Here is a 25,578-nt window from a genome sequence, read left to right as displayed (position 1 = left end):
GTTTCTATTGCCCTATTCGATTAGCACAATTTGCTTTTCTAAATAATCTATCAAATCATTTAATGTGTAATCATCATTCAATTGGTTTCTGTCAACGAAGAAAACTCTCCCTCCTATAGGATTTCCCTTATCCTTTAGGATTGGAATACGTTCATAATTATCTTTTGTTCCTACATATCCAATGACATAACTGGGATCATCTGACCAGCATAGTTCTGCTACAATTCCCTTGCAGCTGGCTATTTTTGATGCAAGAATCAAAGCCTCTTCAAGATGCAGTCCTTCCCTTCCATCCTTTTTCAATGATTCCTTATATTTTGCAATGTCTGCACTAGCTATTCCAGTGACTCTGACTCCTCTAATTCCTCTCTTGTCGATTCTTTCTCCATTGTCCTTGTCAAAAAGCATTGCTCCATGTATGCTGTCATCAAGGTCCAATAGGGTTTGAATGGCCTTATTGGCAGATTTTTCACTGACTGAGTTTTCCTCTAATATTTTTTTGGCAAGATCTAATCCTTCCTCTTTTGAATTGACTTGATGCTGTTTTATGTTTAATCTTTTTCTGTAGATGATGTCATCTTCATCTATTTTCTCTATCTTAAAGTTTAGAAAGTCTGGCTTTCCTCGCTCATGAGTGATTGCCCTTCTATAGACATTTATCAATTCCTCTTCAATTTCATCTTCCCTTAAAATACGTTCTGCTCCTGAGATATGTTTTCCTCCTTCTTCATGAGGTCCTCCTTTTGAACATCGCATTTTTATACTGTACATCATATAATCTTGCCTATTTAATTTTTACTATACTTTATTTGTTTTTTATAATTATTAATATTTGACATGGAAATTTCAATTTGATAATTATTGGTATTTTTCGGGAATTTTCAATTTTATAATTATTGAAATCTGACATGGAAATTTTCAATTTTGTCAAGATGATTTTTCACTAAAAATTTTCGTTTAACTTAATTGATTTAAGATATATTTAAAATGATGTTTTCCTTAGTAAACTATATTTTAATTATATATAACTATTATTAAATAGAATTAATTTTTAACTTATGTCTTTTAAACCAACAGTATCTACATAGGAAGATATAAATTTATAATTTTAGTGAAATTTTATAAAAATAGTTTTTCATTTAAAAGTTTAAAAATTTGAAAAAATTGAATTAAGAAATTTTTATTAAATAAATTGGAAAATATAAAATTGAATTAAAAATTAAAAAAATAGGATAAGATGAATTAAGAAATTTTAATTAAGAAATTGGAATAAATAAAATTGAATTAAAAAGTAAAAAAATAGAATAAGATGTTTAAGCAATAAACATCTAAAATGTATAGTTAAATATTATTGACTAAGGATTGTTTATAGCATCTTTTACCTTGTCAAATATTCCCTTTTTGTAGACTTTTATTTCGTCTCCACTTATTTCTCCAAATTGGATCAAGAGTTTTTTCTGTTCTTTAGAGAGTTTTTGTGGAACAACAACTGTAACGTTTACATAAAGGTTTCCTTTTCCTGCACGTCTCATATATGGCATACCTTGGTCTCTTAATCTGAATGTGGTTCCGCTTTGAGTTCCTGCAGGGATTTTAAGTTCAACTTCTCCATTGATGGTTGGAATGTCTACAGTATCTCCTAAACTTGCTTGGACAAAGCTTATTTGCTTTTCGTAGTAGAGGTTAGCCCCATCTCTTTCAAAGTAATCGTGTCTTTTGATGTGGACTTCTACATAGATGTCTCCAGTTCCTCCGCCAACATCTCCAACGTTTCCTTCGCCAGATACTCTTAAACGGTTTCCGCTTTCAACACCTGCGGGGATTTTAATGTTAAGGGTTTTGCTTTCCTTAACTGTTCCTCTGCCTCTACAGTTGTGACATGACTCTTTGATGATTTTACCGGTACCATTACATTCTCCACATTGGACAACATTCATGACTTGTCCAAATAGGCTTTGTCTGATTTGCTTTCTTTGACCGGTACCGCCACAAACTGGACAGGTTTCCACATCACTTCCAGGTTCTGCTTTAGAACCGTTACAGACTGGGCAGAATACATCGTGTCTAATTGTAATTTCCTTGTCAGCACCATTTGCAGCTTCCTCTAAAGTGATTTGAACTTCGGTGTAAATGTCGCTGCCTCTTCTTGGACCTCCTCTGGATCTGGTTCTTCCGCTTCCAAATCCAAACAAGTCGAAGATGTCTTCTATTCCGCCTCCGCCGAATCCTTGGAAGATGTCTTCAAAGTTTACATTTCTAAAGATGTCTTCGTTAGAGAAGCCTTCCATACCTGCATGACCAAATTGATCATATCTTTGCCTTTTCTCTTCATCAGATAAAACAGCATAAGCTTCACTGATTTCCTTGAATTTTTCAGTAGCTTCTTCCTTTTTATCCTCTTCCACTACGTCAGGATGGTATTTTCTAGCTAATTTACGATAAGCCTTTTTGATTTCTTTCTCATCAGCGGTTTTGTCCACTCCGAGAACTTCATAATAGTCACGCTTCTCTGCCATTTTGTCACCTATAAAAATTAATTGATAATTGATTATTTAATATTATTTAGTATGATTTTCTTTAAATTGATTTTTTAAATAATTCCAGTTTTTTTTTCAAATATTTTTTGGAATTTTTAAATGAATTACATATTTAATTTAAATATTAAATTTTAAAAATAGTTTTTTTAACTATTAATTAAAATTTAATCAAATTATCCAAATTTTCTTGATAAAAAATAATTTAATTAAATTTTAGCCAATAATCATTAAATAAATTAGTTGTTACTAAACTTATTATTAGTTTTTATTAGTATTTATAGTTAATTTATTTATTGCTATTAATTTCAATTTTTAATTTTTATTTTTATTTTTATTTTTATTAAATTTTATATAATAAACTGAATCTTTATTTTTATTTTTATTAAATTTTATATAATAAACTGAATCCTTTAGACATTGAAATGGTTTTAAGTGGCTAAGAATATTTAAGGAGGAATGTCTAAAAGAATTCAATTTATTATTTTTGAGAGGTTATCAAATAAATATAATCAAGATTTTGATTATTTATATCTTCTAAATAACCGTGATTTGAATTTTATTTGTTTTTTATAATTTTTATTATATTCGATAGAAAATAATAAAAGTATAAAATAGATTAAAATAATTAATCTATTTTTAATCTAAATTTATTTTTTCTCTTCGAATTCAGCATCAATGGTGCCGTCATCGTCATCTTGTTGGCCTGCTCCAGCATTAGGGTCAGCACCTGCTCCTCCAGCTGCACCTTGTGCTGCTTGTTGAGCTGCTGCAGCTTCTTGGTAGATTCTAGCACCGATGTCTTGAACCACTTTAGTAAGTTCATCGGTCTTTTCCTTGATTGCTGGAATGTCTTCACCGCTGATTAATTCACGGAGTTCAGCCACTAATTTTTCAATGTTAGCTCTTTCGTCATCAGAGACTTTGTCTTTGATTTCATCTTCATTGATGGTTTTTTCTGCAGTGTAGATCATGGAATCTGCATTGTTTCTTACTTCAATCTCTTCTTGTTTCTTCTTGTCTGCTTCAGCATTCATTTCTGCTTCCTTAACAGCTTTTTCAATTTCTTCATCAGTTAATTTGGTTGAAGAAGTGATAGTGATTGATTGTTCTTTGCCGGTTCCTTTGTCTTGTGCAGTTACGTTGATAATACCATTTGCGTCAATATCGAAGGTTACTTCAATTTGAGGCATTCCTCTTGGTGCAGGAGGTATTCCCACTAATTGGAATCTTCCAAGAGTGGTGTTGTCTGCTGCCATTTTTCTTTCACCTTGAACTACGTGAATGTCTACGGAAGGTTGGTTGTCAGCTGCAGTTGAGAAGATTTGAGATTTTTTAGCTGGAATTGTAGTGTTTCTTTCAATAAGGGTAGTGGATACTCCACCTAATGTTTCAATACCTAAGGATAATGGGGTAACGTCTAAGAGAACTAAGTCTTTGATTTCTCCAGCGAGTACTCCTCCTTGGATAGCTGCACCCATTGCTACACATTCCATTGGGTCAATTCCTCTTTCTACAGGTTTTCCAATGAAGTTTTCTACGAATTTTTGTACGATTGGCATTCTGGTAGGTCCACCAACAAGGATGATTTTGTTAATGTCATTTTTGGTCATTTTTGCATCGTCTAATGCTTGTTTAATAGGTTGACCACATTTGTTTACGATAGGATCTACTAATTCCTCTAATTTTGCTCTGGTTAAGTTGTTAATGAGGTTGTGAGGTTTGCCATCTGAACCCATGCAAATGAATGGTAAGTTTACTTCACTTGTTAAGGTGGTGGATAATTCGATTTTTGCCTTTTCAGCAGCTTCTCTTAATCTTTGAACTGCTTGGTCATCATTCATTAAGTCAATGCCGGTTTCAGCTTTGAATTCAGATGCTAAGTAATTCATGATTGCATTGTCCATGTCGGTACCACCAAGTTGGGTGTCACCGCTGGTGGATTGTACTTCAAATACTCCTCCACCAAATTCCATAATGGTTACGTCTAATGTACCTCCACCTAAATCGAATACTAAAATGTTTACGTCATCTTCGTCATCTTGTTTGTCGATACCGTAAGCTAAACTTGCTGCAGTAGGTTCGTTTACAAGTCTTACTACATCAAGACCAGCAATGGTTCCTGCATCTTTGGTTGCAGTTCTTTGGTTGTCGTCAAAGTAAGCAGGTACAGTAATAACTGCTTTTTCAATAGGTTCTCCTAAAAATGATTCTGCATCTTTTTTAATTTTTTGCAAGATTTTTGCAGAGATCTCTTGTGGAGTGTATTGTTTTCCTTGGATAGTTACTTTGTAATCAGTACCCATTTTTCTTTTGATTGCACTAATGGTGTTTTCAGGGTTTGTTACAGCTTGTCTTCTTGCTGGTTCACCGACTAATTGTTGACCATCTTCAGTAAATGCTACATAACTTGGAAATGCTTTACCATATTGGCTTGCACCTTCTGCACTAGGGATTACGGTAGGTTTACCACCGACAAGTACAGATGCTGCAGAGTTACTAGTACCTAAGTCAATTCCAATAATTTTTTCTTTTTTAGTATCAGACATAATTTTCACCTTTACAAGTTTTTTTTATTTATAAAATTTATTTTGATTTTTTTATTATTTTCAAACATTTGTTTTTTTTTTTAAATATTTGAAAAGATATTTTAAAAAATTATTTTATTCAATAATTTAATTTTAATAATTTTATGAATATGATTTATTCTTTTTTAGCTTTTTTGCAAACTCTAACTTTAGAGTATTTGATAACTTTATCCTTTAATGTGTATCCTTTCATGAGTTCATCAACGATTTCGTTGTTTTCATGATCCGGACTGTCTACAGTAAGCAAAGCTTCATGCTTGAATGGGTCGAACTTTTCCCCAACTGCAGGAATTTCTTCCACACCTTCTTTTTCTAAAGTGTTTTTCATCTTTTGATAAATTAGTTCTAAACCTTCTCTAAGTTCTTCTTCATTGGTAGAGTTTTCAAGAGCCCTTTCCATATCCTCGTAAACATCTAAGAATTTAACGATAAGACCTTCATTTGCAAATTTTATCAAGTCTTGCTTTTGCTTGTCGTTTTGTTTTCTGAAATTATCAAAGTCTGCTTGAAGTCTTTGGATATGTGATTTAAGCTCTATGATTTCTTCATCTTTCCTCTCAAGGTCTTTGTTTAATTTAGCTAATTCATCATCTTCAGATTCTTCTTCCTGTGAAGTCTCTTCTTCAGATTCAGAAGGATTTTCATTTTCTTCGACTTTGGATTGATCTTCTTCTTTGATATCCAAGTCTTCTCCTTTTTCTTTTTTATCTTTCTTAGCCATCTATTCACCTTTTATGAATTATCATAAAGTATTATAATGAAAGAGAAAGAGAGCGATAAGCTCTTTAATGTATTGACTTTAATCAAAGAAGTTTAGATTTTAGGAATTCTATTATATGGGTTAATAGAAAACAGTGTTTTATGTTTTTTTAGATTAGGGCATTATTAAATCTAAAAATTTTGTTTATAGTGTGATTTTTAAAGAGGATTTGAATTTCTTTGATTGTGTTTATCCAATTAGTTATTGTTTTAGAATTTTATAGGTTTCCATCAATAACTTTTTGATTTAGGTCATTTATTAAGATTGATTTGATTTTTTGATTTGTTTCAAGTCTTTTTTAAATAAATAACCTTGGGATTGAGATTTTATTTTGTCAATTTTATTAAAGTAACAAAATGTTATCTTTCTCTATAATTATTATAGTAACAAAATGTTATATAAAGATTTCGGTTTTTAGTAACAAAAAGTTAATATAATACTTATGACTTATATTCTATTGTAGAGAATTTTATGAAATTTTTCATTTTCATGATGAAAAATTGCAATAAAATACTGAATTAGTAACAAAATAATAATAAAAACAATAATAATAAACATTTATATTATTATAATTATATTCTATTTACAAAAATTATGGAGGTCAAAAATATGGAACAAAACCAAAATCAGCATGATGGTGTTGATATGGAAGCAATCCTTGATGTGATGGGATGCAAGACAAGACGTGACATCATGGATCTTTTAAGAGAAGAGCCAAGGTTTGTCAGTGAAATATCTCAAGAGCTCCAAATCGGCCAAAAAGCTATCATTGAACATTTAAGAGCTATGGAAGATGTAGGAATTTTAAAATCTTCAACAAAAAAAGTGGTTAGAGGCCGTCCACGTAAGTATTATGATATGCCTAATGATGTGAATGTGCATATTACAATTACCAAACAATCATTTAATGTGGCTATTTCTAAAGATATGCTAAATCCGCAAAATGATATTTTGCAATTGCCTTCTGGTGATGAATGGTCTAAGTTATTGGTTATTGAAAAGAGAATAGATCAAGGACATACAGAAGCTATTGAAGAATTAAAGGCTCAAATACGTTTATATGACAACTTAAAGGAAAGAGCAGAATATATTTTGGAAAGAACTTATAATAAATATTAAACATTTAATATTTCTATGAATTAATTTAATTAATTTATATCTATTAATTCTTAGATAAAATTCTTAGATAAAATTATTAGTATATATTATATAATATATTAAATATTTTTTATTATGTTCTCTTTTCTTTTTTTATTATTTTTTTTAATTTTTACTTATCATTTTTTAAAAGCAATTATTTTTTTATATATTTTTTCGGAGTAGGTAATTATGGAAGATTTTTTACAATTGGCAGAAGAGAGATATTCAGTCAGACATTTCTCTTCAAAGGAAATTGAAAGTGAAAAACTAGATAAGATATTGAGAGCTGCTCAAATTGCACCAACTGCTGCTAATTTCCAACCTCAAAGGATTTTTGTCTTGAAAAGTGATGAAGTATTGGAAAAAGCTAAATCAGTCACTCCATATTGCTTCAATGCACCTGTAGTTTTACTTATTTGCTATGATAAGGATGTTTCATGGAAAGCAGTTGACGGACATGATTCTGGTATAGTTGATGCAAGCATAGCTACAACTCAAATGATGCTTGAAGCATGGGATTAGGTATTGGCTCTGTATGGGTAAGGGGCTATGATAAAAGAGTATTAGATGAGGTATTTGATTTGCCTTCCAATTTAGAATCAGTAGCTCTTCTTCCTATAGGATACCTTTCAGAAAAAGCAAGGCCTGCCCCTCTTCATTCAAGGAAATATCCTATTGAACATTTTGTTAAAGAGCTTTAAAAATAATTTTTAATTTTTCTATAATTTTTTCTTTTTTTGAAATTTTTTTGTTCTTTCCTTTTTGACTTTTTTCTTTTTTTTAGTGTTTGTATTCTTATTTTTTATCTTTTTTAGGATTTGTTTTTGTTCTTTGTTTTTTTTTCTTTTTAGAAATTGTTTTTGTTCTTTGTTTTTTACCAATATTAGAAGTTTTATTTAATATTATAGGAGGATTTTATAAATTTTTTAAATTGATTCCAGCAACAATAGCCTGTCCTAAGGATACTGATCCATCTCCTGGACATGAGTTGATATGTTGTACAAATTCAAATCCTTCTTTTTCCACATATTCTTTAATATGTGATGTTATTGCTTCGTTATAGAACACTCCGCCAGTTGCACCAATGGTTTTGATTCCCTTTTCCTTTGCAGATTCCACTGCAAGCTTTGCAAGTCCAATGCTAACTGCCTTTTGCCCTGCAACTGCAATCTTATGAAGGTCTTCTCCCTCTTGAATCTTATCAACGATGTATCTTAGTATTGCTGTTGTATCAAGGACCTTCCTTATTCCCTTTTCGTCTTCATATTCCTTAATGATTATTGGGAAATCATCTAAGCTGTCATCTCCCTTATAATCAAAGGCATAGGATTCCAATTTCATGGATGCTTCTCCTTCATAAGTCCTTTTATCACAGATGTGCAAAGCTGTTGAAACAGAATCAAGAACTCTTCCAGTACTGGTGTTTATGCCAACATTGAGATTGGTTTCCATTTGCTTAAATAGGCTTCTTATTTCAATTTCAACATGTTGGAATGAATCGATGTAACCATTATTAAGCAGTTCCTTTATGTAGTCTTCGCTGTATTTTTCTTGTTCATATTCGCTGTTTGGATTAGCAAGTATGGATGCCATCATTCTAACGGGGAATTTTGTGCATAAGTCTCCTCCAGGCATTTTTTGAGGCATTAATGAGGCTATTCTTTCATAATCCTTAATGTCTGTGAATAATATTTCTCCGCCCCAAGAGTTGCCGTCACCGCCGTATCCAACTCCATCAGTTGCTATAATGATCATTTCATTGTTTTCATTATTTTCAATATGGTCATTCAAAAGGGAAATTCCATGGGCATGATGATGTTGAACTGGAATTAGTGGACAGTCATATTTTTCAGCATATTCCTTTGCAAGCTTTGTAGTAAAGAACTGTGGGTGCAAATCGCATGCAATTGCATCGAAATCCTCTGTTTTTGTAATCCTCATCATAAGCTCGATTGCTTCCTGCAGGAATTCATATGTTCTATACTTGTTTGTATTTCCAATATGCTGTGATACATATGCCTTAGAGTTCTTTAGGATTGTAAATGTAACATCAAGTTCAGGTCCAAGTGCAAGAATATTGAGATTGTCAAATTCAGGATTTAGGTGGGTATATTTTCCTTTCAAGTCATAAGGCTCTGGAGTGTATCCTCTTGACCTTCTTATGAATGCAAGTTCGTTGTTTCTGAATCTTGCTACAGAATCATCACACCTGTTCAATATTCTTCTGTTGTGGATAAGGTAATAGTCAGCTATTGTATCGAGGTTCTTGAGTATTTCCTCATTTGTAATCATCATAGGCTCTCCTGGAACGTTAGCAGAAGTCATGATGTAGGCAGGAGTCTCTGTATGATTGAATAATAGATGATGCAATGGAGCATATGGCAACATCACTCCAATATTATGAAGTCCTGGTGAAACTGATTTTGCAAAATCATAGCTTTCACTCTTTTTTAAGATGACAATAGGTCTTTCTTTTGATAATAGTGTTTTCTCCTCCATTTCTGAAACCATTGCATATTCCTTCACTGTTTCAATGTCTGGGCTCATTACAGCAAATGCCTGATTTTTTCTACCTAAACGTTCTCTTAGGAGATTTACACTATCTTCAAGCATAACATTGGCAACAAGGTGTGTTCCTCCGATTCCCTTTATTGCAAATATCTTTCCTTCATCAATAAGCTTTGCAGTATCTGCCAATGGGTCTTCAGAGTCTATTTTCACAGGAGTTTTATTGTCATTTCTATATAATTCCAAGGATGGTCCGCAGACTTCACAACAGCTTGCTTCTGCATGATAACGTCTATCCAATGGATTTTTATATTCTATTTCACATTCTGGGCATAATGGAAAGTCATCCATAGTGGTTTTGTCTCTGTCATATGGAACATTTTCAATAACTGTAAAACGTGGTCCACAATCTGTACATGCATTGAATGGATAGTTGTATCTTCTATTGTTTGGATCGTTTATCTCTTCCAAGCACTTATCACAGATGGCAAGGTCTGGTGGAATTACTGAAGTTCCAGAGAAGCTGTCTGAACTTTCCTTAATTGTAAAATCAACATATTTTTCTTCATCTTCAAGTTCTTCAGTTTCCAAATTGTTTATTTTAGCTATTGGGGGAAGCTCATTTTGGAGTTTATTTATGAAATTGCTTATCTGGTCAGATGAACCTTGGATTATAATTTCAACTACATTTCCCAAGTTTCTGACATAACCTACCAATTCCAATTCAGTAGCTATTCTATACACGAAGGGTCTGAATCCTACTCCTTGTACAATCCCTTCTACCAATACTTTTTTTGTTTCCACAGTGCCACCATCTAAAATAAATAATATTTTTTTATTTAATCATTGATTGTAATTTGTTATGCTTATTTAATCATTGCTTATAATTTATTATGCTCTTATTTAATCATTGATTGTAATTTGTTATGCTCTTTTATATCATTGCTTTTATTTGTTGATATCTCTTTTAAATAAGCAATAATTAATATTTCATAATCAATATAATAATTATATATTATAGTAAATATAAATCTTTTATAATATAATGTTTTGTTTTATGTGATAAAAAATTATTATTGGATTCCAATTAAATTTTATAATGTTTGTGATAAAATGAAGGAAATTCTTAAATGTCTTGCTGAAGGCAAAATTTCAATTGATGAATGTGAAACTCTTTTAAAAGCTGAAAATATTCGCAAGTTAGATGATGTGGCTCAAATTGACACTTCTCGAAAGGATAGGACTGGATTTCCAGAAGCTATTTTGGCAGACAGCAAGGACTATGATGATTTATTGACAATTTTAAAAAGATTTTTTGAAAAGGCAGAATCTAATGGTTCTATTGAATTGAAAAACAATATTATAATTACAAGGCTGTCTAAAGAAAGGCATGAATTATTAGAAAAAGATTTGGCTTATTTAAAGGATGATGGAATTAAATTTGATTACAATAAAAGGGCTAAGATCTTAATAATCTATAAGGATTCTTTAGTTGATTATAATCAGGAATATGCTAAAGTGGGGATTTTAACTGCAGGCACTTCAGATATTGCAATTGCTGAAGAGGCAAAAATCATTGTTGAACAGGGAGGTTGTGAAGCCATCACTTCCTATGATATCGGCGTTGCTGGAATTCATAGATTATTCCCACAAATTGCATATATGGTTGAAGAGGATGTTTGTGCATTTATTGTATGTGCAGGAATGGAAGGGGCATTGCCTTCTGTTGTAGCAGGTTTGGTGGATGTTCCTGTGATTGCGGTTCCAACATCTGTAGGTTATGGCGTTGGTGCAGATGGCAAGGTAGCATTGTATTCAATGTTACAGTCTTGTGCTCCTGGATTGTCTGTAGTCAATATTGATAATGGATTTGGTGCAGGTGTCTATGCCTTAACCATTGCTAAAAACATTGCAAAGAGAGTAAGACTTTCTAAGGAATAACTTTTTTTTTAATTGATTTTTAGTTATATTTTGGTGTTTATATTGATTTTTAGAGATTTCAATCCGGAAATTCATGATGTCTATAAGGTAGCTGAACTGATTTATGATGTTGATTTTAGGACATTTAAGCATGTTTTTAAATCAAAGAAAGAGGGTGTTGAAGCTATTAAAAATAGATTAGTCTTAATTGACTTCGATGAGGATAATGAAGTGCATGAAAATGAATTGTTCTATGTTTTCTTTGATGATGAAGATAAAGATGAAAAAGAAATAATTGGAATGTTCAATGGTGGGAAAGGAGTGCGCCATTCCAATTTTGAAGATATTAAAAAACAGTTTAGAAATCTCAAGTTCTCTGATGCCTTAGGGCTTTCAAAAGTTTCCTTTATGGATAATTTTGTATTGGTGGATGTTCAAGAGGATGATTTTTACATCGCTGAACTGGCTATTTACTCTAATCAAAGAGGAAAAGGGTATGGAAATGAGGCTTTAGATCAATTAATTCAATTAGCAAGGGAGTTGGATTGTAAAAGAGTGGTTTTGGATGCTGACTTTAGAAATGATGGTGCATATAGGTTGTACAGTTCTAAAGGATTTAAAGTCTTTAATAAAAAGGCCTTTGGTCTTCCAGGTAAGAAAAGAGGAATGCGCAATATGGAATTGCTGTTAAAATAGTAGTATTCTTTTAATTTTTTAATTTCTATTTTTTTATTATTTTAATTATTTTAATAAATTTTAATTATTTTTATAAATTTTAATTATTTTTATAAATATTAATTATTTTAATTAGATTATTTATTTTAATTATTTTTATAAATATTAATTATTTTAATTAGATTATTTATTTTAATTATTTTTTATTATTTTTTAAATTTTTATTCCTATATCTTTTCTTATTTTTTCATTTCTTATTCATGGATTTCATTTTAAAATTTTATTCGTAACTAATAAAACTAATTATTCATTCAATAAAAAAAAGAAGAAGCTATTTTCTTCTTCTTTCAAATTCTTCGAGGATTTCATCGAATTCAACTCCTTTATATACTAAAAGGAGCAATGTATGAAATATTAAATCAACAGATTCATATACTAAGTTTTCATCATTCTTAGAAGCGATAAGGGTTTCTCCACATTCTTCAGCTATTTTTTCAAGGATTTTATCCTCTGCTTTTTTATCGCTGTCTTGCATGATTTTAGAAGTGTATGAGTCTATTGGTGAGTCTCTACGGCTTTCTAATACTTCATAAACCTCTCTTATAATATTATCATTTGCCATTAGTTCACTTCCATCAGTTTTGCTTAAATATTTCTTTCATTCAATTAGGATAATTGGATTTAATGATTGTTTCGCTGTGCATTTTTAATGGTTTCAGTGATGGCGATTAAAGGATGTTGATCATCATCAATAATGGTAATGTCATTAAATGATTTTAATCCTTGTCTTTCAGCGGTTTTTTCCATACCTAATTTAATGTCCTTATTGAAGTCGACAACATAGGAATCAATTTTTTCCAATCCTAATTTTACAGAAGCGACTGCTCTATGATGTCCATCTACTAAAATATATCTTTCTCCAGTTTTAACAACGATGGTAGGTTCTGCCAATCCTTTTTCAAGTTCGTAAGTTCTTCCTTGCAATTCATCAGCATAAACTCTGTCTTGTGTAGGTCTGATTTTTTCTACAGGAACTTCTTCCCTTGTTAAAGTGGTTTTAACGTCATAGAGTTTTTCCATAGTTTCCTTAAATGCATTGACTTTAGTTGGGGTTGACCTTTCTATGTGTGAACGAACAATATCAGTATTGGTCATAATTCCTTTTACATGCTTTTCCTTATTTACAACTGGAAGTCTTGAAATTCCATGTCTAAACATTACTCTTGCAGCATCGCTAATGTGCATGTCTTCTCTTGCAACGATTACATCTTTTGACATTATTCCGCTTACAATTTCAGTTTCCCATTCCTTTAGCAATAAGTCGTAAGCAGTAACAATCCCAACAATTTTTCCTTCTTCATCTACTACAGGATAACCGTCGTGCTTTGTTTTTTTCATTAAAGCGATAACATCTTTGTTGAGAGTATAATACTGTACAGTGAATACATTTTTAGTCATGTAATCTCTTACAGTTGCTTTTGCCTCTTCCATATTATTCCTCCCATACAATGATTTTAAAATAATAAGTTTAAAAGTAATTTGAATAATCGAATATTTAATATTCAATTATTCTTAAGTTTTCTAATCTTTTTGCTTTTGAAGATGAATTGATTATTCTTCAAGCAATTCTTTTAATATTTTTACAGTTTCTCTTGGATCAGCTTTTTCTTTAGTCAATCTCATTACTTGACCCATTAAGAAGTTTAATGAAGCCTTTTCACCATTGTGATAATCTTCTACAGCTTTAGGGTTTTCTTCAACTGCTTGTTTTGCTGCAGCTTTAACTTCATCATCTTTAACAACACCAATTAAGCCAAGCTCTTCAGCAATTTGCTTTGGAGTTTGCTTGTTGTTTGGCATTTGTTCAATGATTCTTTGACCTGCTTTAGTGGTGATTTCCTTATTTTCAAGCATAGTGAAGAGTTCAATCAAGTCTTCTGCTACAATTCCACTGTCTGCAAAGTCAAGCTTATTGTAGGTCAATACCCTTTTAAGTTCATCTCTCATCCATTTTGCTGCAAATTTAGGGTCTACTTCTTTAGCAACTTCTTCATAGCATTGAGCTAAGTCAAGTTCAGAGGTGAGGACTTTTGCAGATTCCTCATCTATGCCATAGTCATCAACAAATCTTTTAACCTTGTTGTGTGGCGCTTCAGGCATAACTTCAAGAACATTATTGATTTGGTCATCGCTGATTTTCATTGGAGGCAAGTCAGGATCTGGGATGAATCTGTAGTCATCTGCATTTTCCTTATCCCTCATTGAAACGGTGATCATTTGTGATTCTAAGTAAGCTCTGGTTTCTTGTTTGACTTCATGTCCTCTTTTCAAGAGATTTTTTTGTCTGATTACTTCAAAGTTCAATGCTTTGTATGCACCTTTGATGGAGTTGATGTTTTTCATTTCCACTCTGTTTCCACCATTGATGGAAACGTTTACATCTGCTCTCATGGTACCTTCTCCACGAGCTCCTCCACTGTATTCCAATACTCTGATAAGTTCTTTCAAGAAGTTACGTGCTTCTTCAGGTGAGTGCATATCAGGTTCAGTAACAATCTCAATAAGTGGGATTCCAGAACGGTTAAAGTCTACAATACCTCTGTCCGGTTTGTATTGTCCAGGGTCCTCTTCCATGTGAATTTCTCTGATTCTTACACCATTCAATTCTCCTTCATAACCTATTGGCACAGAGGTTTTCTGATATCCGCAAGGTAAATCTGGATAATCATAGTGTTTTCTCATGAAATAAGTAAAGTTTTTATCGATTTTACAGTTAAGCATTAATGAAATCATTAAAGCGTTTTCAATTGCCTTTTCATTTGTAGGAAATGGTTTAGCACCTGGTTGGTTTAAGCAAACTGGACATACATTTGTGTTTGCTGGTGCTTCTTGATAGTTTGTAGGACAGTTACAAAATAATTTTGAATCAGTTTCAAGTTGTACGTGAATTTCAAGTCCACACATCATATTTACGTCTATGTTAATCCCTCCAAGGAATTTTAAATCATTTTTTATTTATTTAGATTAAATAAGAATAGGTAGTTAATTTAAAAATATTGTTTATTCTTCTTTATTATAATGCTATTATAATTCAGAATTTTATGAGGTATAAATCATATACAATTCAATCATATATAATTCATTCATATATAATCCAATGTAATTCAATATTATGTGGATTATTAATGAAATCATTATAAATAATAGATAATGTAATTAACTATAAATTCATATTATGTTAATTTATGTACTATTATATTTATAAAGATTATCTTTAATAGGATTTTTTTTATAGTGATGTTTGGTGAATGGATTTTTTGAAATAATTATTTGTATTTGTTTTTCAAGGAGTCTTTGATGTATCTTTTGATGTATTGGTCTAATTCAGGACTGACTTCACTTTTTTCCGCTCCTAATTTGCTTTTATCTGTAAATGTTCCTTTAAGAGTTCTTCCAGTCCATTTAACTTCCTCTTCAACTCTTTTACCATATTTGGTACCAAACATTTTAAAGAGTGGAAATTTTGTGATTCCATTGGCTCCGCTTAAAATAAGTATTCCTATATTTGCTAAGTTGTCAGTCCATGTTCCACAGATAATCTCCAAATCAGGAAACTCCAATCTTATTGTGGAAACCACTTTGGCATAATATAATGAAGCAGGTTGGGAACTGTTTACATATTCTGTTTCTGGATGGGGATTCACTGAATAGAAAATGACTCTGTCAATCTTATGATCTCTAATGTAATCTTTTAAGTATTCCACATCTTCAAAGCTTTCTCCAAGGCCTAAGATTATTGTGATAGCCTTTTTGAATCCTAATTCTCCAGCTGTATCAAGCATATCACTTATCTGGTCCAATGGCTTTGATGGGCAGACAATCTTTTGAAACTCGGGATTAGCTGCTTCAACAGCACCTGTAATTCCTTTTATTTCAGAGCCGTATTCCTCAAGTTCTGATGTGATTCCTGTATTTAGCCAAACTCCATCTCCAGTGATTGAGTGTATGTTTTCAGCTATTGACTTTATTTCCTGTGTTGTGAATGACTTGTATCCTCCAGAGAGGAATTCTATATTCCATCCAAGTCTGCTGCACATCTCAGCTTCTGCCAATATATTGTTTACTCTACGTTTTGCTTTGGTTGGATCTTTGATTTTGTTTTTCTGAGTGCTCATATAGCAGAACTTGCAGTCTCCCTTATCGCACCACCATGATAAAAAAACAGCTCTTTCTAAGCTTATTTCATTGTATCCCTTTTTTAAACTAAGGCTGTTGGCTTTTGCAATTAATTCAAGTGTTTCTATACTGTCTATATTGTTCATGGTTTTGCCTTTTTCCTTTTTCTTTATTATTGTATATCATATTCTTATATATTAAATTTTTTAAATATGGGATAATGGCCATGAATAAATGTTCTGCAATCTTTTTGCTTAGGTCCTTTATTTTTCTAAAAATAAATCTAATATTTATGAAGAGGTAATAAATCTATATGCACTATGAATTTGTAATATGATTTATAACAATATGAAGTGTTGGTTGGTTTTTTTTCATAAGAAAATTTTTCAGTAGGATTTATAAATGATGTATGACATAATTAATATTGGATTAGGAAAATCCAAAAATTCTTAAAAAATACTGATATAATAGAAACATTTATATACTATGTTAATCAACCTATTATTACTGTATTAATTACAGCAAAATTTTTTTTATAAAACTTGATTTGCAAGCATGGGTTGTTATGCCGTCGTAGCTCAGTAGGTAGAGCGTTCGGCTGTTAACCGATTGGTCACAGGTTCGAGCCCTGTCGACGGCGCTTTTGGGCCCATTTTTTGCTCCGATGGTGTAGTCCGGCCAATCATTTCGGCCTTTCGAGCCGAAGACTCGGGTTCGAATCCCGGTCGGAGCATTTTTTATATTTGAAAGATTTTTTGGGAATCTCCTTTCCTCTCTAGTAGCGGGGGTGTCCGAGCGGCCAAAGGAGACAGGCTTAGGACCTGTTGACGCAGGTCTACCAGGGTTCGAATCCCTGCTCCCGCATAATCTTTTATTTTTGTTTTTTATCCTTTTAAAGGTATTTTACTGCCGGGGTAGGGTAGGCGGTCATCCTACGGGACTGTGGATCCTGTGACTCGGGTTCAAATCTCGGCCCCGGCCCCATTTTTAAACTTTTTTTTATTATTTCAACATTTATTAATGGCTATTTTATCGTTGATTTTTGAGTTTTCTTTCAAACATTAGGTTTTATGCATTTATTTGTGATGCATGCTTTTTTCAAATATTTTTTTAGGTATTGCTTTTTTATGCATTTATTTTTTGGTGCATTTCTTTTCAAATATTTTTTTAGATATTGTTTTTTTATGCATTATTTTCGGTGCCTATTTTTCAAATATTTTTTTAGATATTGATTTTTAATGAATTTTTGGTGCAATTTTTTCAATTTTCTTTTAGATATTACTTTTCAAATGCTCTAACTACTTTTATTTATATATAAAAAAATAAAATAAAAGTATTAAGGTTACATTTAAGTGGGTTTTAATATGGCTAAAAAAGGTTCAGCGGAAGAAAGAGATTTAGTTCATAAATTATGGGATAGGAATTTTGCTGCCATGAGATCTCCAGCGTCTGGAGGGGCTACTAAAAAACCATTACCTGATGTTATCGCAGGAAACGGCAAAATTTACTTGGCTATTGAAGTAAAGACTACTACTAAAGATAAGATATATATTGATCATCCTCAAATTGATGATTTAGTTGAGTTCTCAGACACATTTGGTGCAAATCCATATCTTGGTGTTAAATTCAAATACACTAAATGGTTTTTCTTATCTCCAGATTTAATAGAAAAAACAAGGAATGGGAATTATAAGGTTGAAAAAGATTACTGTTTAGAAAAAGCATATGAAATTGATGAAATCTGTGGTTTTGATAAACAAGTCAAATTTTAATATTTATTATCTATTTTGCCTTTAAATTTTTATTATTTTTATTTATTAATTCTTTTTAATCTTCATATTCTTAAAATAACTAAAAATAACTATTTTCTATACAAATTTATTTTCTTATTCTAAACAATAGATTTATATATTATTAAAACATATTTTATAGTACTGTATTATTATTATATGCCAAGATAGCTTAGAGGCGAAGCGGTTGGCTGCAGACCAATTACACGGGAGTTCAAATCTCTCTCTTGGCTTTAGGTTAACATATTGCATATGTTAATCTTTAATAAGTATGGGGTTATGGTGTAACCTGGCATCATCTGGGACTCCAGTTGTCTTTGAAGAAAAACGCGTAGTCTGATGATCAGTATAAATTGGTTATGTGATGACCAATTGGAGTACTGAGGCAAGAGAAATCCCAGGATCGGGGTTCAAATCCCTGTGACCCCATTTTTTATACTTACTATTTTTATCATGTTTTTATCAATTTCATTCGTTTATAGTCTATTTTAGGTATGTTTATTGCTATTTTTATTGACTTTTTCAATTTCACTTGTTAGTAAATTTATTTTATTAGCCTATTTTAACTATGTTTGATCTTCTTTTATTTTGATTTTTTCAATTTCACTTGTTCGTTAATTTATTTAATTGGCATATTTTAGGTAGATTTATTTACTATTTTTTAAAGAATATTATTAATATATAAAATTCAAGTGATATTATGGAACAAATTAAGAATATTTACTGTATTGAAGGGCTTATGGCTGACTCTAATTCTTATTTAATTGATAACACAGATTCTGATTCTGAATATAATTATATTTTAGTGGATACTGGAACTGGTGAATCAAAAGGATATTTGTATGCCCAATTGGAAGAAATCGGAATCAAGAAAGATGATATAGATTTGGTAGTGAATACCCATTGCCATTATGACCATGTTGGCGGAAATGACTTTTTCCCTAATGCAAAGGTAGCTGTTCATAAGGATGATGCAAAATCATTGATGGATCCTGATAGTGCATATAATGTTTCTGCATTGTTTGATTCTAAGATTAGAAGATGTGATGTAGATATTGAACTTGAAGAAGGAGATGAAATTGCTGGATTAAAAGTATTGAACACTCCTGGCCATACACATGGTGGAATTTGCTTATATGATGGTGAAGTTCTTATCTGCGGAGATACCATTTTTGCAAATGGCGGTGTAGGTCGTATGGATATAGGTGGAGACCCTAATGACATGAAAGCATCCTTAATGCGTTTAAAGGATTTGGATGTTGAATATTTGCTTCCTGGACATGGGCCATGGGTAAAAAATGGAAATGAACATATTAAAATGTCTTGTATGATGATGGGAATAAGATAAATTTTTTTAATATTCCTTCTTTTTTTATTTTTTTTTTTTTTTAAAAATAGTTTATAATTATTAAATTATTTTATTATTATTTTATTATATTTTTATTATTATTTTATTATTATTTTTTTCATTTTTTTTATTTTATTATTTTATTATTATTTTTTATATTTTTAAAAATAGATTTTTTTAATTTAATTTTATTAATATTTATTTTAAAAAAAGTTTTTTCAATCGTATATTAAAATAGCATTTTAATAAGTTAAAAAATAATTAATTTATAAAAAAAGTAAGTTAGATTATAAGGGTATTTATCTTAAAAATAGTTTTTTCAAGCATTAAAAAATTAAAAATTGGGATGTAAGGATTTAAAATCCGAATAATCCTCCAGCACCCATAAATTTCTTTTCAGCTTTTTCAAATGCATTCCTTTTTACAAGGATTGAAATCTTATCGCCATTGCTTAAGATATCATCAGGTTGAGGAATTTCCAATTCGTGATTGTCATTATTTTTAGAAATAATGATATAATCTTTTGTTGGTGAGAATTCAGATACTTTTTTGCCAAATATCTTTGGGTTTTTAATTGTCATATCTAAAATTTCTGCGTTTCCTGCACCAAATGCCATTAAGTCTGCTACATTTGGTCTTGTAATGACTTTTTCAAGGAATCCTGCAGCTGTTCTTTCAGGGCTGATTACCTTATCGATTCCAACCTTTTTAAAGGCTTCTTCGTGGTCTGGATTACTTACTCTTGCAATAATCTTTCCATCAGTATATTCCTTAACTAAAATGCAGGACAATAAGTTGGATTCATCGTTTCCAGTGGTTGCTACAAAAACATCTGCCTCTTCAATATTCGCTTCCTCTAAAGTTTTTGTATCAGTTCCACTTCCACAAATAATCATCGCATCTAATTCTTCAGTCGCATGATCGCATAATCCCTCCTCATTTTCAATAATTGTTACATCATAACCATGAATAATTAAACGGTCTGCAAGTGAAAGACCTACACGACCTCCTCCCATAATCACAATATACATAACAAACACCTAATAATTCTTTTAAAATAAAATATAATTATAAGTATAGTAAAGTCATTTCATTCCTTAAAAACTTATTGAATTTTAAGTTTGAAATTTGTCAAATCCCATATAAAATTATTATATTGTTTTATTATTTAAATTTACACTTATAAATCTTTCGTAAAGTTAGTTTTTATTTATTAAAACAATAAGAAAAAATAATTTTTTGCTGATTTGGAATGTGCATTATTTAATATTTATTGATATTTGAGTTTGTTTTTCTAGTTTTGTTCAGGATTTACTTATATTGCTTATTTTTGTAGGTATGTTCAGTCTCTTTTTTTATTCATTTACATGGGTGCTTTTCCTTTTTTGTATATTCTTTTTGGATTAGCGAATGCACCAAATGTTCTGAATACCACTAGAATAGGAATAATCTCTAATCTTCCAATCCACATTAAGAAAATCAATGTAAGTTTTGCAGGTATTGGCAATCCTCCCCATACGATTCCTGTACTTAATCCATTATTGCTTTGTAAGGAAATAACATCGAATAATGCAGTAAATGGGTCATATCCATATAATGTCATTACTATCCAGCCAAAAATCAGGAACAAAATGAATAATACTATATATGCTGATGCTTCTTTTATTTCTCTTTCATTGATTTTTTTACCGCCAATTCTTGTATTCAACACTCTTCCTTCAGGTGAAACCAAGTTGGTAACAGTTAAATTCATTCCTTTTAAAACTGTAATGACCCTAATGAGCTTTAAACCACCTACAGTTGATCCTGATGAACCTCCAATCAACATCAAGACCATTATAATGATTAATGATGATCCTTTCCATGTTGCAAGCTCTTGAGGAGGAATTACATTTGCACCAGTAGTTGTAACTGCAGAAATGATGGTGTATAGCTCTTCTATAGGCACTCCAGTATTTGTAATGAATATTATTGCGCTAGCTATTAAAATTAAGATTATCATGAATTGGAATTGGACATCCTTCAAAACGGATTTTCCTTTTGTCTTGACAATTCTATAATGAATAGTGAAGCTTGTTGCACCTACAATCATTAAGAACATGCTAATTATATAGACTAAGCTATTTTGATAGAAACCTATATTTGCATTCTTAATGGACATTCCTCCAGTGGAAATGCTTGTGAATGTAAGGTTCACTGAATCAAAGATAGGCAGTCCTACAAGAATAAAAAGAGCCACTCCAATTGCAGTATAAATCAGATAAATTTCCAAAGCCTTTCTTAAGGTATTTGCAATGTTTGGCTTGATTTTTTCTTCCCTTGCTTCTGACTTATATAATCTGGAGGCAGCGGTACCTGATCTAATTAAAATTCCAATAAATATGATTACAATTCCTAATCCTCCTATCCACTGCTCTAAGCTTCTAAGGAATAAGATGGATTTAGGTAAGATTTCAACATTTACAAAAAAAGTCATTCCACTTCCCGTCCATGCAGACATATTTTCAAAAAGTGCATCGATAAAGTGGATATCTAAGGATATGGCCATGATTGCAGCTCCCATCAATGAAGCCCATAGCCATGCAAAGGATGATATCAGCATTCCATGCTTTAATCTAAGCTTGTCATATTTGCTAAATTTTTTACTGAATATGGTTCCTAAAACAAATGATGTAAAACAAGGAATTAAAAAAGCGCTAATGTTGATGTACTCTCCATAGATTAATGCAATTAAGATAGGTGCCAATAAAACAACTCCTAATCCTTGCATTATATATCCTATATAATGGAGTACTACGAACAAATCTGCTTTAGTGATATATTTCCTTTTCATATAAATATCCATTGATTTTTTATATATTTAAAATTTATTATGGTTTTGTTTTTAGTTTTACAAACTTACCACATGGATGATTAATTTTTTTATTTTTATTTGTGGTGTTGCGAACTGATTAGGTGAAATATGTGCTTTTATGATTTTTTTTATTTTTATTTGTGGTAATACGAACTTATTACTAAAATATATACTTTTATATAAAAGGTTCATTAAATATTTAATAGTGGAAATTTTCATAGATTATTTTTTCATTTTTTAAAATTATATATAAGGGAATAGTTGATAAAATGGATAAAAAAGTTGCTTTCTTTTTGATAGTTGGTTTGGCAATAATGGGTGTAATGCTATATTACATTGGTATAGATGAAGTCATTGATGCCCTTAAAGTATCTAACTTATGGTATGTTTTATTAGCTATTGTCATGCAAACCTTTACTTATATTTTATACACATGGAGATGGAACATCATCAACAAAACCGCTAACTTGGATATGGGGATAAGAAAATCCCTTCCAATGGTATTGGTAAGTTTAGCTGTAAACAATATCACTCCAAGTGGTCGTGGTGGTGGAGAGCCTGTAAGGGCTTATATTTTAGCAAAAGAAGGTAATTTCAAATTTGAAGATACTTTTGCTACTGTTATTGCAGATAGGGCTCTAGATACATTCCCATTTATTATACTTGCTATTTTGACAATCATTGCAATAATCTTCAGTTTTTCATTAAACCCTGGTTTGTTAGCTTTCTTGATTATTTGTGTTGTTGGAATCTGTGCTTTGGTTTGCCTATTGATTTATCTATGCATTAATGAATCTTTTGGTGTTAGATTATCTTCATGGATCATTAAGCTAGCTCGCAGATTCTATAAGGGTTACAATGAAAATACAGATGAGAGGATTGTTGATGCGGTTATTACTTTCCAATCCCGAATGAATTCATTGCTTAGAGATAAGACCATTCTTTATTATGCATTGCCTTTATCATTTATAATTTGGGTAATTGAAATTTTAAGGGTATATGTGGTATTTTTAGCATTTGGAGCTAGAGTCTCTCCAATACTAATTGGTGAAGTGTTTATTTTAGCATCACTTGTTGGTATGGTTCCACTGCTTCCTGGAGGTCTTGGAGCTATCGATGGTATGATGATATTGTTCTATTCACGGGCAGGAATTACCTCATCCATAAGTGCAGCTGCAACAGTTGTTGAAAGATTGATCTCATTTTGGATGACAACATTCATTGGTTTGATTTGCCTTTCCTTTTACGGAACTTCTATATTGGACAAGTCATTTTCTATGGCTAAATCGGAGTCGGATAAGGATAATGAGCTTTCCGATGAGGGTAAAAGGCTTTGGAGCAAATAGAAAAAGAAGAGGAATTAGCTAAAGATATTCCTGAAAATGATGATGCTGTCAAAGATTCTGAAGACTTGGTTGTTGAAGTCTTGGATTAAGAAGAAAAAGAAGTCTTAACCGAAGAGATTAAGAATTAAGAATAATTAAGTTTTAAAAAAAGTGTTTAAGAGCTAAATTTATAGGCTCTTATAATTATATTTTGTCTATTTTTTATATCAATTTTAATAAATTTATTTTAATAATCATTTTTTTTAAATCTATTAAATAATCTATTTTTTAAATCTATTTAGTATTCCATTTTTGAATGCTTAGATTTTTAATAAACTATTTTGATGATTTAATCATTTTTTTTATTTTGCCACTACAGTAATGTTTCCTTCATATACACAGCCTTTATATTTGCCATCACCTGCATAAGTAATATTACCATAATAGTTGTCTTTGCCAGCATTTGGCAGATATTGTGCATCTTCAATGAAGAATTCACCGTTTTCATCCGTCTGGGTATCCACTATTGTTCCCATTTGATATCCTGGCTTATGATATGTGATTGTCTTGTTTGCAACTCCTTGGCCATAAGCATCCAGCAATTGCCCTTTAAATGATCCTCCCCCTTCAACTTCAGTAGCATTAACTATCATAAATGTAGTAACATCATTGTTGAATTGGAACCAGAATACTCCTATGCAAACTGCAAGACCAATTAGCAGAAGTAAAAAATAATAGCTTTCTCTTTCCATTTAAACACCTTAATAATAAATAGTTTTATAAAACTTTAATAATTACTTTAATAAAACTTTAATAATATTTTATAATGCTATTTTAATAAATTTAACTTTTTAATTATTTTATAATAGTTTTACTAATCTTTATTTATTTTTATTGGATTAATCATTATCATTTTAATAATAATTTTTACGATTAAATAGGAAACTTTATTTTAATGAATAAATATATAATTAATTATTAGTATAAATTAGATATTTATCAAAAATTGGATAATTTTTATAATTATAAAAATTTAAATTTTTAATTTATTCTAATTTCAATATTTAAATGGTGAAAAAATGGAAATTAACGGTGTAGAAATTAAAGATACTTACGCAGAAGGTTTCGGAATTAAAGTAACTAGAATTTTAGTAACTGCAGCAACCCCAAGACTCGCAAAAATTGCAGCAACTGAAGCAACTGGTTACGGAACTTCTGTAATTGGATGTCCTGCTGAAGCAGGTATTGACTGTTTTGTACCAGCTGAATGTACTCCTGATGGCAGACATGGTTACGCAATCATGATCTGTCAAGGTGGTAAAAAAGCACTCGACCATGAATTAATGGAAAGAATCGGTATGTGTGTTTTAACCGCTCCTACTGCAGCTGCATTCAACTTACTCGAATCTGAAGAAACCTTAAAAACAGGTAACAAACTCAAATTCTTCGGTGACGGTTTCGAAAAAGAATGCTGCATTGACGGAAGAAAAGTACACTCAATCCCAATCATGTCTGGTGACTTCTTAGTAGAATCCGAATTTGGTTTCAAAGATGGTGTAGCTGGAGGAAACTTCTTCATTTTAGCTAAAGATGTAATGGCTGGAGTAAAAGCAGCTCAATTAGCTGTAAAAGCAATTTCCCACGTACCTGGTACTATTACTCCATTCCCTGGTGGTATGGTTGCTTCCGGTTCCAAAGTAGGATCCAACAAATACTCCAAATTCTTAAACGCATCCACTAACGAAAAAATGTGTGTAACCTTAAAAGACCAAGTAGACTCTGACATCAGACCAGATGCAGATGGTGTATTTGAAATCGTTATTGACGGTGTAGATGAAGAATCTGTAAAAGCAGCTATGAAAGCTGGTATTATGGCAGCTTGTACTGTTGATGGTGTACTTGAAATTAGTGCAGGTAACTTCGACGGTAAGTTAGGTGCTTACATCATGAAATTACACGA

General features: G+C 31.2%; 21 protein-coding genes and 6 tRNA genes. 15 read left to right on the top strand and 12 right to left on the bottom strand.

The window, feature by feature from the left end:
- Positions 1–12 precede the first annotated feature (12 nt).
- The 4 genes from QZV12_RS09440 to QZV12_RS09425 form a co-directional block, all read right to left on the bottom strand.
- Complete coding sequence (locus QZV12_RS09440; RefSeq protein ID WP_295620809.1) at positions 13–774, bottom strand: 6-carboxyhexanoate--CoA ligase; 762 nt, start codon at positions 772–774, stop codon at positions 13–15.
- A 581-nt stretch (positions 775–1,355) separates the two neighbouring features.
- Positions 1,356–2,516 carry a molecular chaperone DnaJ gene (gene dnaJ, locus QZV12_RS09435; RefSeq protein WP_295620806.1) on the bottom strand — a complete coding sequence of 387 codons (1,161 nt, stop codon included), beginning with the start codon at positions 2,514–2,516 and terminating at the stop codon, positions 1,356–1,358.
- Between the two features lie 668 nt (positions 2,517–3,184).
- Entirely contained in the window at positions 3,185–5,083 is a 1,899-nt protein-coding gene (gene dnaK / locus QZV12_RS09430) for a molecular chaperone DnaK (RefSeq protein WP_295620802.1), read from the bottom strand.
- Positions 5,084–5,237: 154 nt separating this feature from the next.
- Positions 5,238–5,843, bottom strand: coding sequence for a nucleotide exchange factor GrpE (locus tag QZV12_RS09425; RefSeq protein ID WP_295620799.1), 606 nt, complete (start codon positions 5,841–5,843; stop codon positions 5,238–5,240).
- Between the two features lie 633 nt (positions 5,844–6,476).
- Between QZV12_RS09425 and QZV12_RS09420 the strand changes: the two genes are divergently transcribed.
- The 3 genes from QZV12_RS09420 (at position 6,477) to QZV12_RS09410 (ending at position 7,723) form a co-directional block, all read left to right on the top strand.
- Positions 6,477–7,001 carry an ArsR/SmtB family transcription factor gene (locus QZV12_RS09420; protein ID WP_394350733.1) on the top strand — a complete coding sequence of 175 codons (525 nt, stop codon included), beginning with the start codon at positions 6,477–6,479 and terminating at the stop codon, positions 6,999–7,001.
- A 210-nt stretch (positions 7,002–7,211) separates the two neighbouring features.
- Positions 7,212–7,544: a nitroreductase family protein gene (locus QZV12_RS09415; protein ID WP_295620793.1), complete on the top strand. Its 333-nt coding sequence runs from the start codon at positions 7,212–7,214 to the stop codon at positions 7,542–7,544.
- Positions 7,535–7,723 carry a hypothetical protein gene (locus QZV12_RS09410; protein WP_295620789.1) on the top strand — a complete coding sequence of 63 codons (189 nt, stop codon included), beginning with the start codon at positions 7,535–7,537 and terminating at the stop codon, positions 7,721–7,723. The genes QZV12_RS09415 and QZV12_RS09410 overlap by 10 nt, the downstream gene beginning before the upstream one ends.
- A 214-nt stretch (positions 7,724–7,937) precedes the next feature.
- Here the strand turns inward: QZV12_RS09410 and hypF are convergent, their stop codons facing one another.
- Positions 7,938–10,334 carry a carbamoyltransferase HypF gene (gene hypF, locus QZV12_RS09405; RefSeq protein ID WP_295620786.1) on the bottom strand — a complete coding sequence of 799 codons (2,397 nt, stop codon included), beginning with the start codon at positions 10,332–10,334 and terminating at the stop codon, positions 7,938–7,940.
- Positions 10,335–10,643: 309 nt separating this feature from the next.
- On the opposite strand from hypF, the gene larB reads away from it, so the two are divergent.
- Positions 10,644–11,471 carry a nickel pincer cofactor biosynthesis protein LarB gene (gene larB, locus QZV12_RS09400; RefSeq protein ID WP_295620783.1) on the top strand — a complete coding sequence of 276 codons (828 nt, stop codon included), beginning with the start codon at positions 10,644–10,646 and terminating at the stop codon, positions 11,469–11,471.
- A 42-nt stretch (positions 11,472–11,513) separates the two neighbouring features.
- A complete protein-coding gene (locus QZV12_RS09395; protein ID WP_295620780.1) occupies positions 11,514–12,146 on the top strand; it encodes a GNAT family N-acetyltransferase in 633 nt (210 codons plus the stop codon).
- Positions 12,147–12,456: 310 nt separating this feature from the next.
- Here QZV12_RS09395 and hisE read toward each other — a convergent pair whose 3' ends face one another.
- From hisE to QZV12_RS09375, 4 genes are all read right to left on the bottom strand, one after another.
- On the bottom strand, positions 12,457–12,747 hold the full coding sequence (gene hisE / locus QZV12_RS09390) for a phosphoribosyl-ATP diphosphatase (RefSeq protein ID WP_295620777.1): 291 nt from the start codon (positions 12,745–12,747) through the stop codon (positions 12,457–12,459).
- A gap of 59 nt (positions 12,748–12,806) precedes the next feature.
- Complete coding sequence (locus tag QZV12_RS09385; protein ID WP_295620774.1) at positions 12,807–13,616, bottom strand: CBS domain-containing protein; 810 nt, start codon at positions 13,614–13,616, stop codon at positions 12,807–12,809.
- Positions 13,617–13,736: 120 nt separating this feature from the next.
- Complete coding sequence (gatB, locus tag QZV12_RS09380; RefSeq protein WP_295620772.1) at positions 13,737–15,092, bottom strand: Asp-tRNA(Asn)/Glu-tRNA(Gln) amidotransferase subunit GatB; 1,356 nt, start codon at positions 15,090–15,092, stop codon at positions 13,737–13,739.
- Positions 15,093–15,451: 359 nt separating this feature from the next.
- Positions 15,452–16,447, bottom strand: coding sequence for a radical SAM protein (locus tag QZV12_RS09375; RefSeq protein WP_295620769.1), 996 nt, complete (start codon positions 16,445–16,447; stop codon positions 15,452–15,454).
- A 421-nt stretch (positions 16,448–16,868) separates the two neighbouring features.
- Between QZV12_RS09375 and QZV12_RS09370 the strand changes: the two genes are divergently transcribed.
- The 8 genes from QZV12_RS09370 to QZV12_RS09335 all read left to right on the top strand — a co-directional run bounded on the left by QZV12_RS09370 (position 16,869) and on the right by QZV12_RS09335 (position 19,439).
- A tRNA-Asn gene (locus tag QZV12_RS09370) sits at positions 16,869–16,941 on the top strand.
- A gap of 18 nt (positions 16,942–16,959) precedes the next feature.
- Positions 16,960–17,034, top strand: a tRNA-Glu gene (locus QZV12_RS09365).
- A 48-nt stretch (positions 17,035–17,082) separates the two neighbouring features.
- Positions 17,083–17,165: transfer RNA gene (locus tag QZV12_RS09360), tRNA-Leu, on the top strand.
- A 44-nt stretch (positions 17,166–17,209) separates the two neighbouring features.
- Positions 17,210–17,285 (top strand) — tRNA-His (locus QZV12_RS09355).
- A gap of 380 nt (positions 17,286–17,665) precedes the next feature.
- Complete coding sequence (gene hjc / locus QZV12_RS09350) at positions 17,666–18,073, top strand: Holliday junction resolvase Hjc (RefSeq protein WP_295620766.1); 408 nt, start codon at positions 17,666–17,668, stop codon at positions 18,071–18,073.
- Between the two features lie 179 nt (positions 18,074–18,252).
- A tRNA-Cys gene (locus tag QZV12_RS09345) sits at positions 18,253–18,324 on the top strand.
- Positions 18,325–18,364: 40 nt separating this feature from the next.
- Positions 18,365–18,520: transfer RNA gene (locus QZV12_RS09340), tRNA-Trp, on the top strand.
- Between the two features lie 271 nt (positions 18,521–18,791).
- Positions 18,792–19,439, top strand: coding sequence for an MBL fold metallo-hydrolase (locus QZV12_RS09335; RefSeq protein WP_295620762.1), 648 nt, complete (start codon positions 18,792–18,794; stop codon positions 19,437–19,439).
- Between the two features lie 356 nt (positions 19,440–19,795).
- Here the strand turns inward: QZV12_RS09335 and QZV12_RS09330 are convergent, their stop codons facing one another.
- Positions 19,796–20,470 carry a TrkA family potassium uptake protein gene (locus QZV12_RS09330; RefSeq protein ID WP_295620759.1) on the bottom strand — a complete coding sequence of 225 codons (675 nt, stop codon included), beginning with the start codon at positions 20,468–20,470 and terminating at the stop codon, positions 19,796–19,798.
- 332 nt (positions 20,471–20,802) lie between these two features.
- Positions 20,803–22,272 carry a TrkH family potassium uptake protein gene (locus QZV12_RS09325; RefSeq protein WP_295620756.1) on the bottom strand — a complete coding sequence of 490 codons (1,470 nt, stop codon included), beginning with the start codon at positions 22,270–22,272 and terminating at the stop codon, positions 20,803–20,805.
- 290 nt (positions 22,273–22,562) lie between these two features.
- On the opposite strand from QZV12_RS09325, the gene QZV12_RS09320 reads away from it, so the two are divergent.
- A complete protein-coding gene (locus tag QZV12_RS09320) occupies positions 22,563–23,639 on the top strand; it encodes a UPF0104 family protein (protein WP_295620753.1) in 1,077 nt (358 codons plus the stop codon).
- A gap of 341 nt (positions 23,640–23,980) precedes the next feature.
- Here the strand turns inward: QZV12_RS09320 and QZV12_RS09315 are convergent, their stop codons facing one another.
- Positions 23,981–24,370 carry a hypothetical protein gene (locus tag QZV12_RS09315; RefSeq protein ID WP_295620750.1) on the bottom strand — a complete coding sequence of 130 codons (390 nt, stop codon included), beginning with the start codon at positions 24,368–24,370 and terminating at the stop codon, positions 23,981–23,983.
- 327 nt (positions 24,371–24,697) lie between these two features.
- Between QZV12_RS09315 and fhcD the strand changes: the two genes are divergently transcribed.
- The coding region (fhcD, locus tag QZV12_RS09310; protein ID WP_295620747.1) for a formylmethanofuran--tetrahydromethanopterin N-formyltransferase at positions 24,698–25,578 on the top strand (881 nt) is incomplete at its 3' end.

This window comes from uncultured Methanobrevibacter sp., from assembly GCF_902769175.1.
Lineage (GTDB): Archaea > Methanobacteriota > Methanobacteria > Methanobacteriales > Methanobacteriaceae > Methanobrevibacter.
Note: the sequence above shows the minus strand (reverse complement) of the source record. Positions and strands in the feature narration are given on the sequence as shown.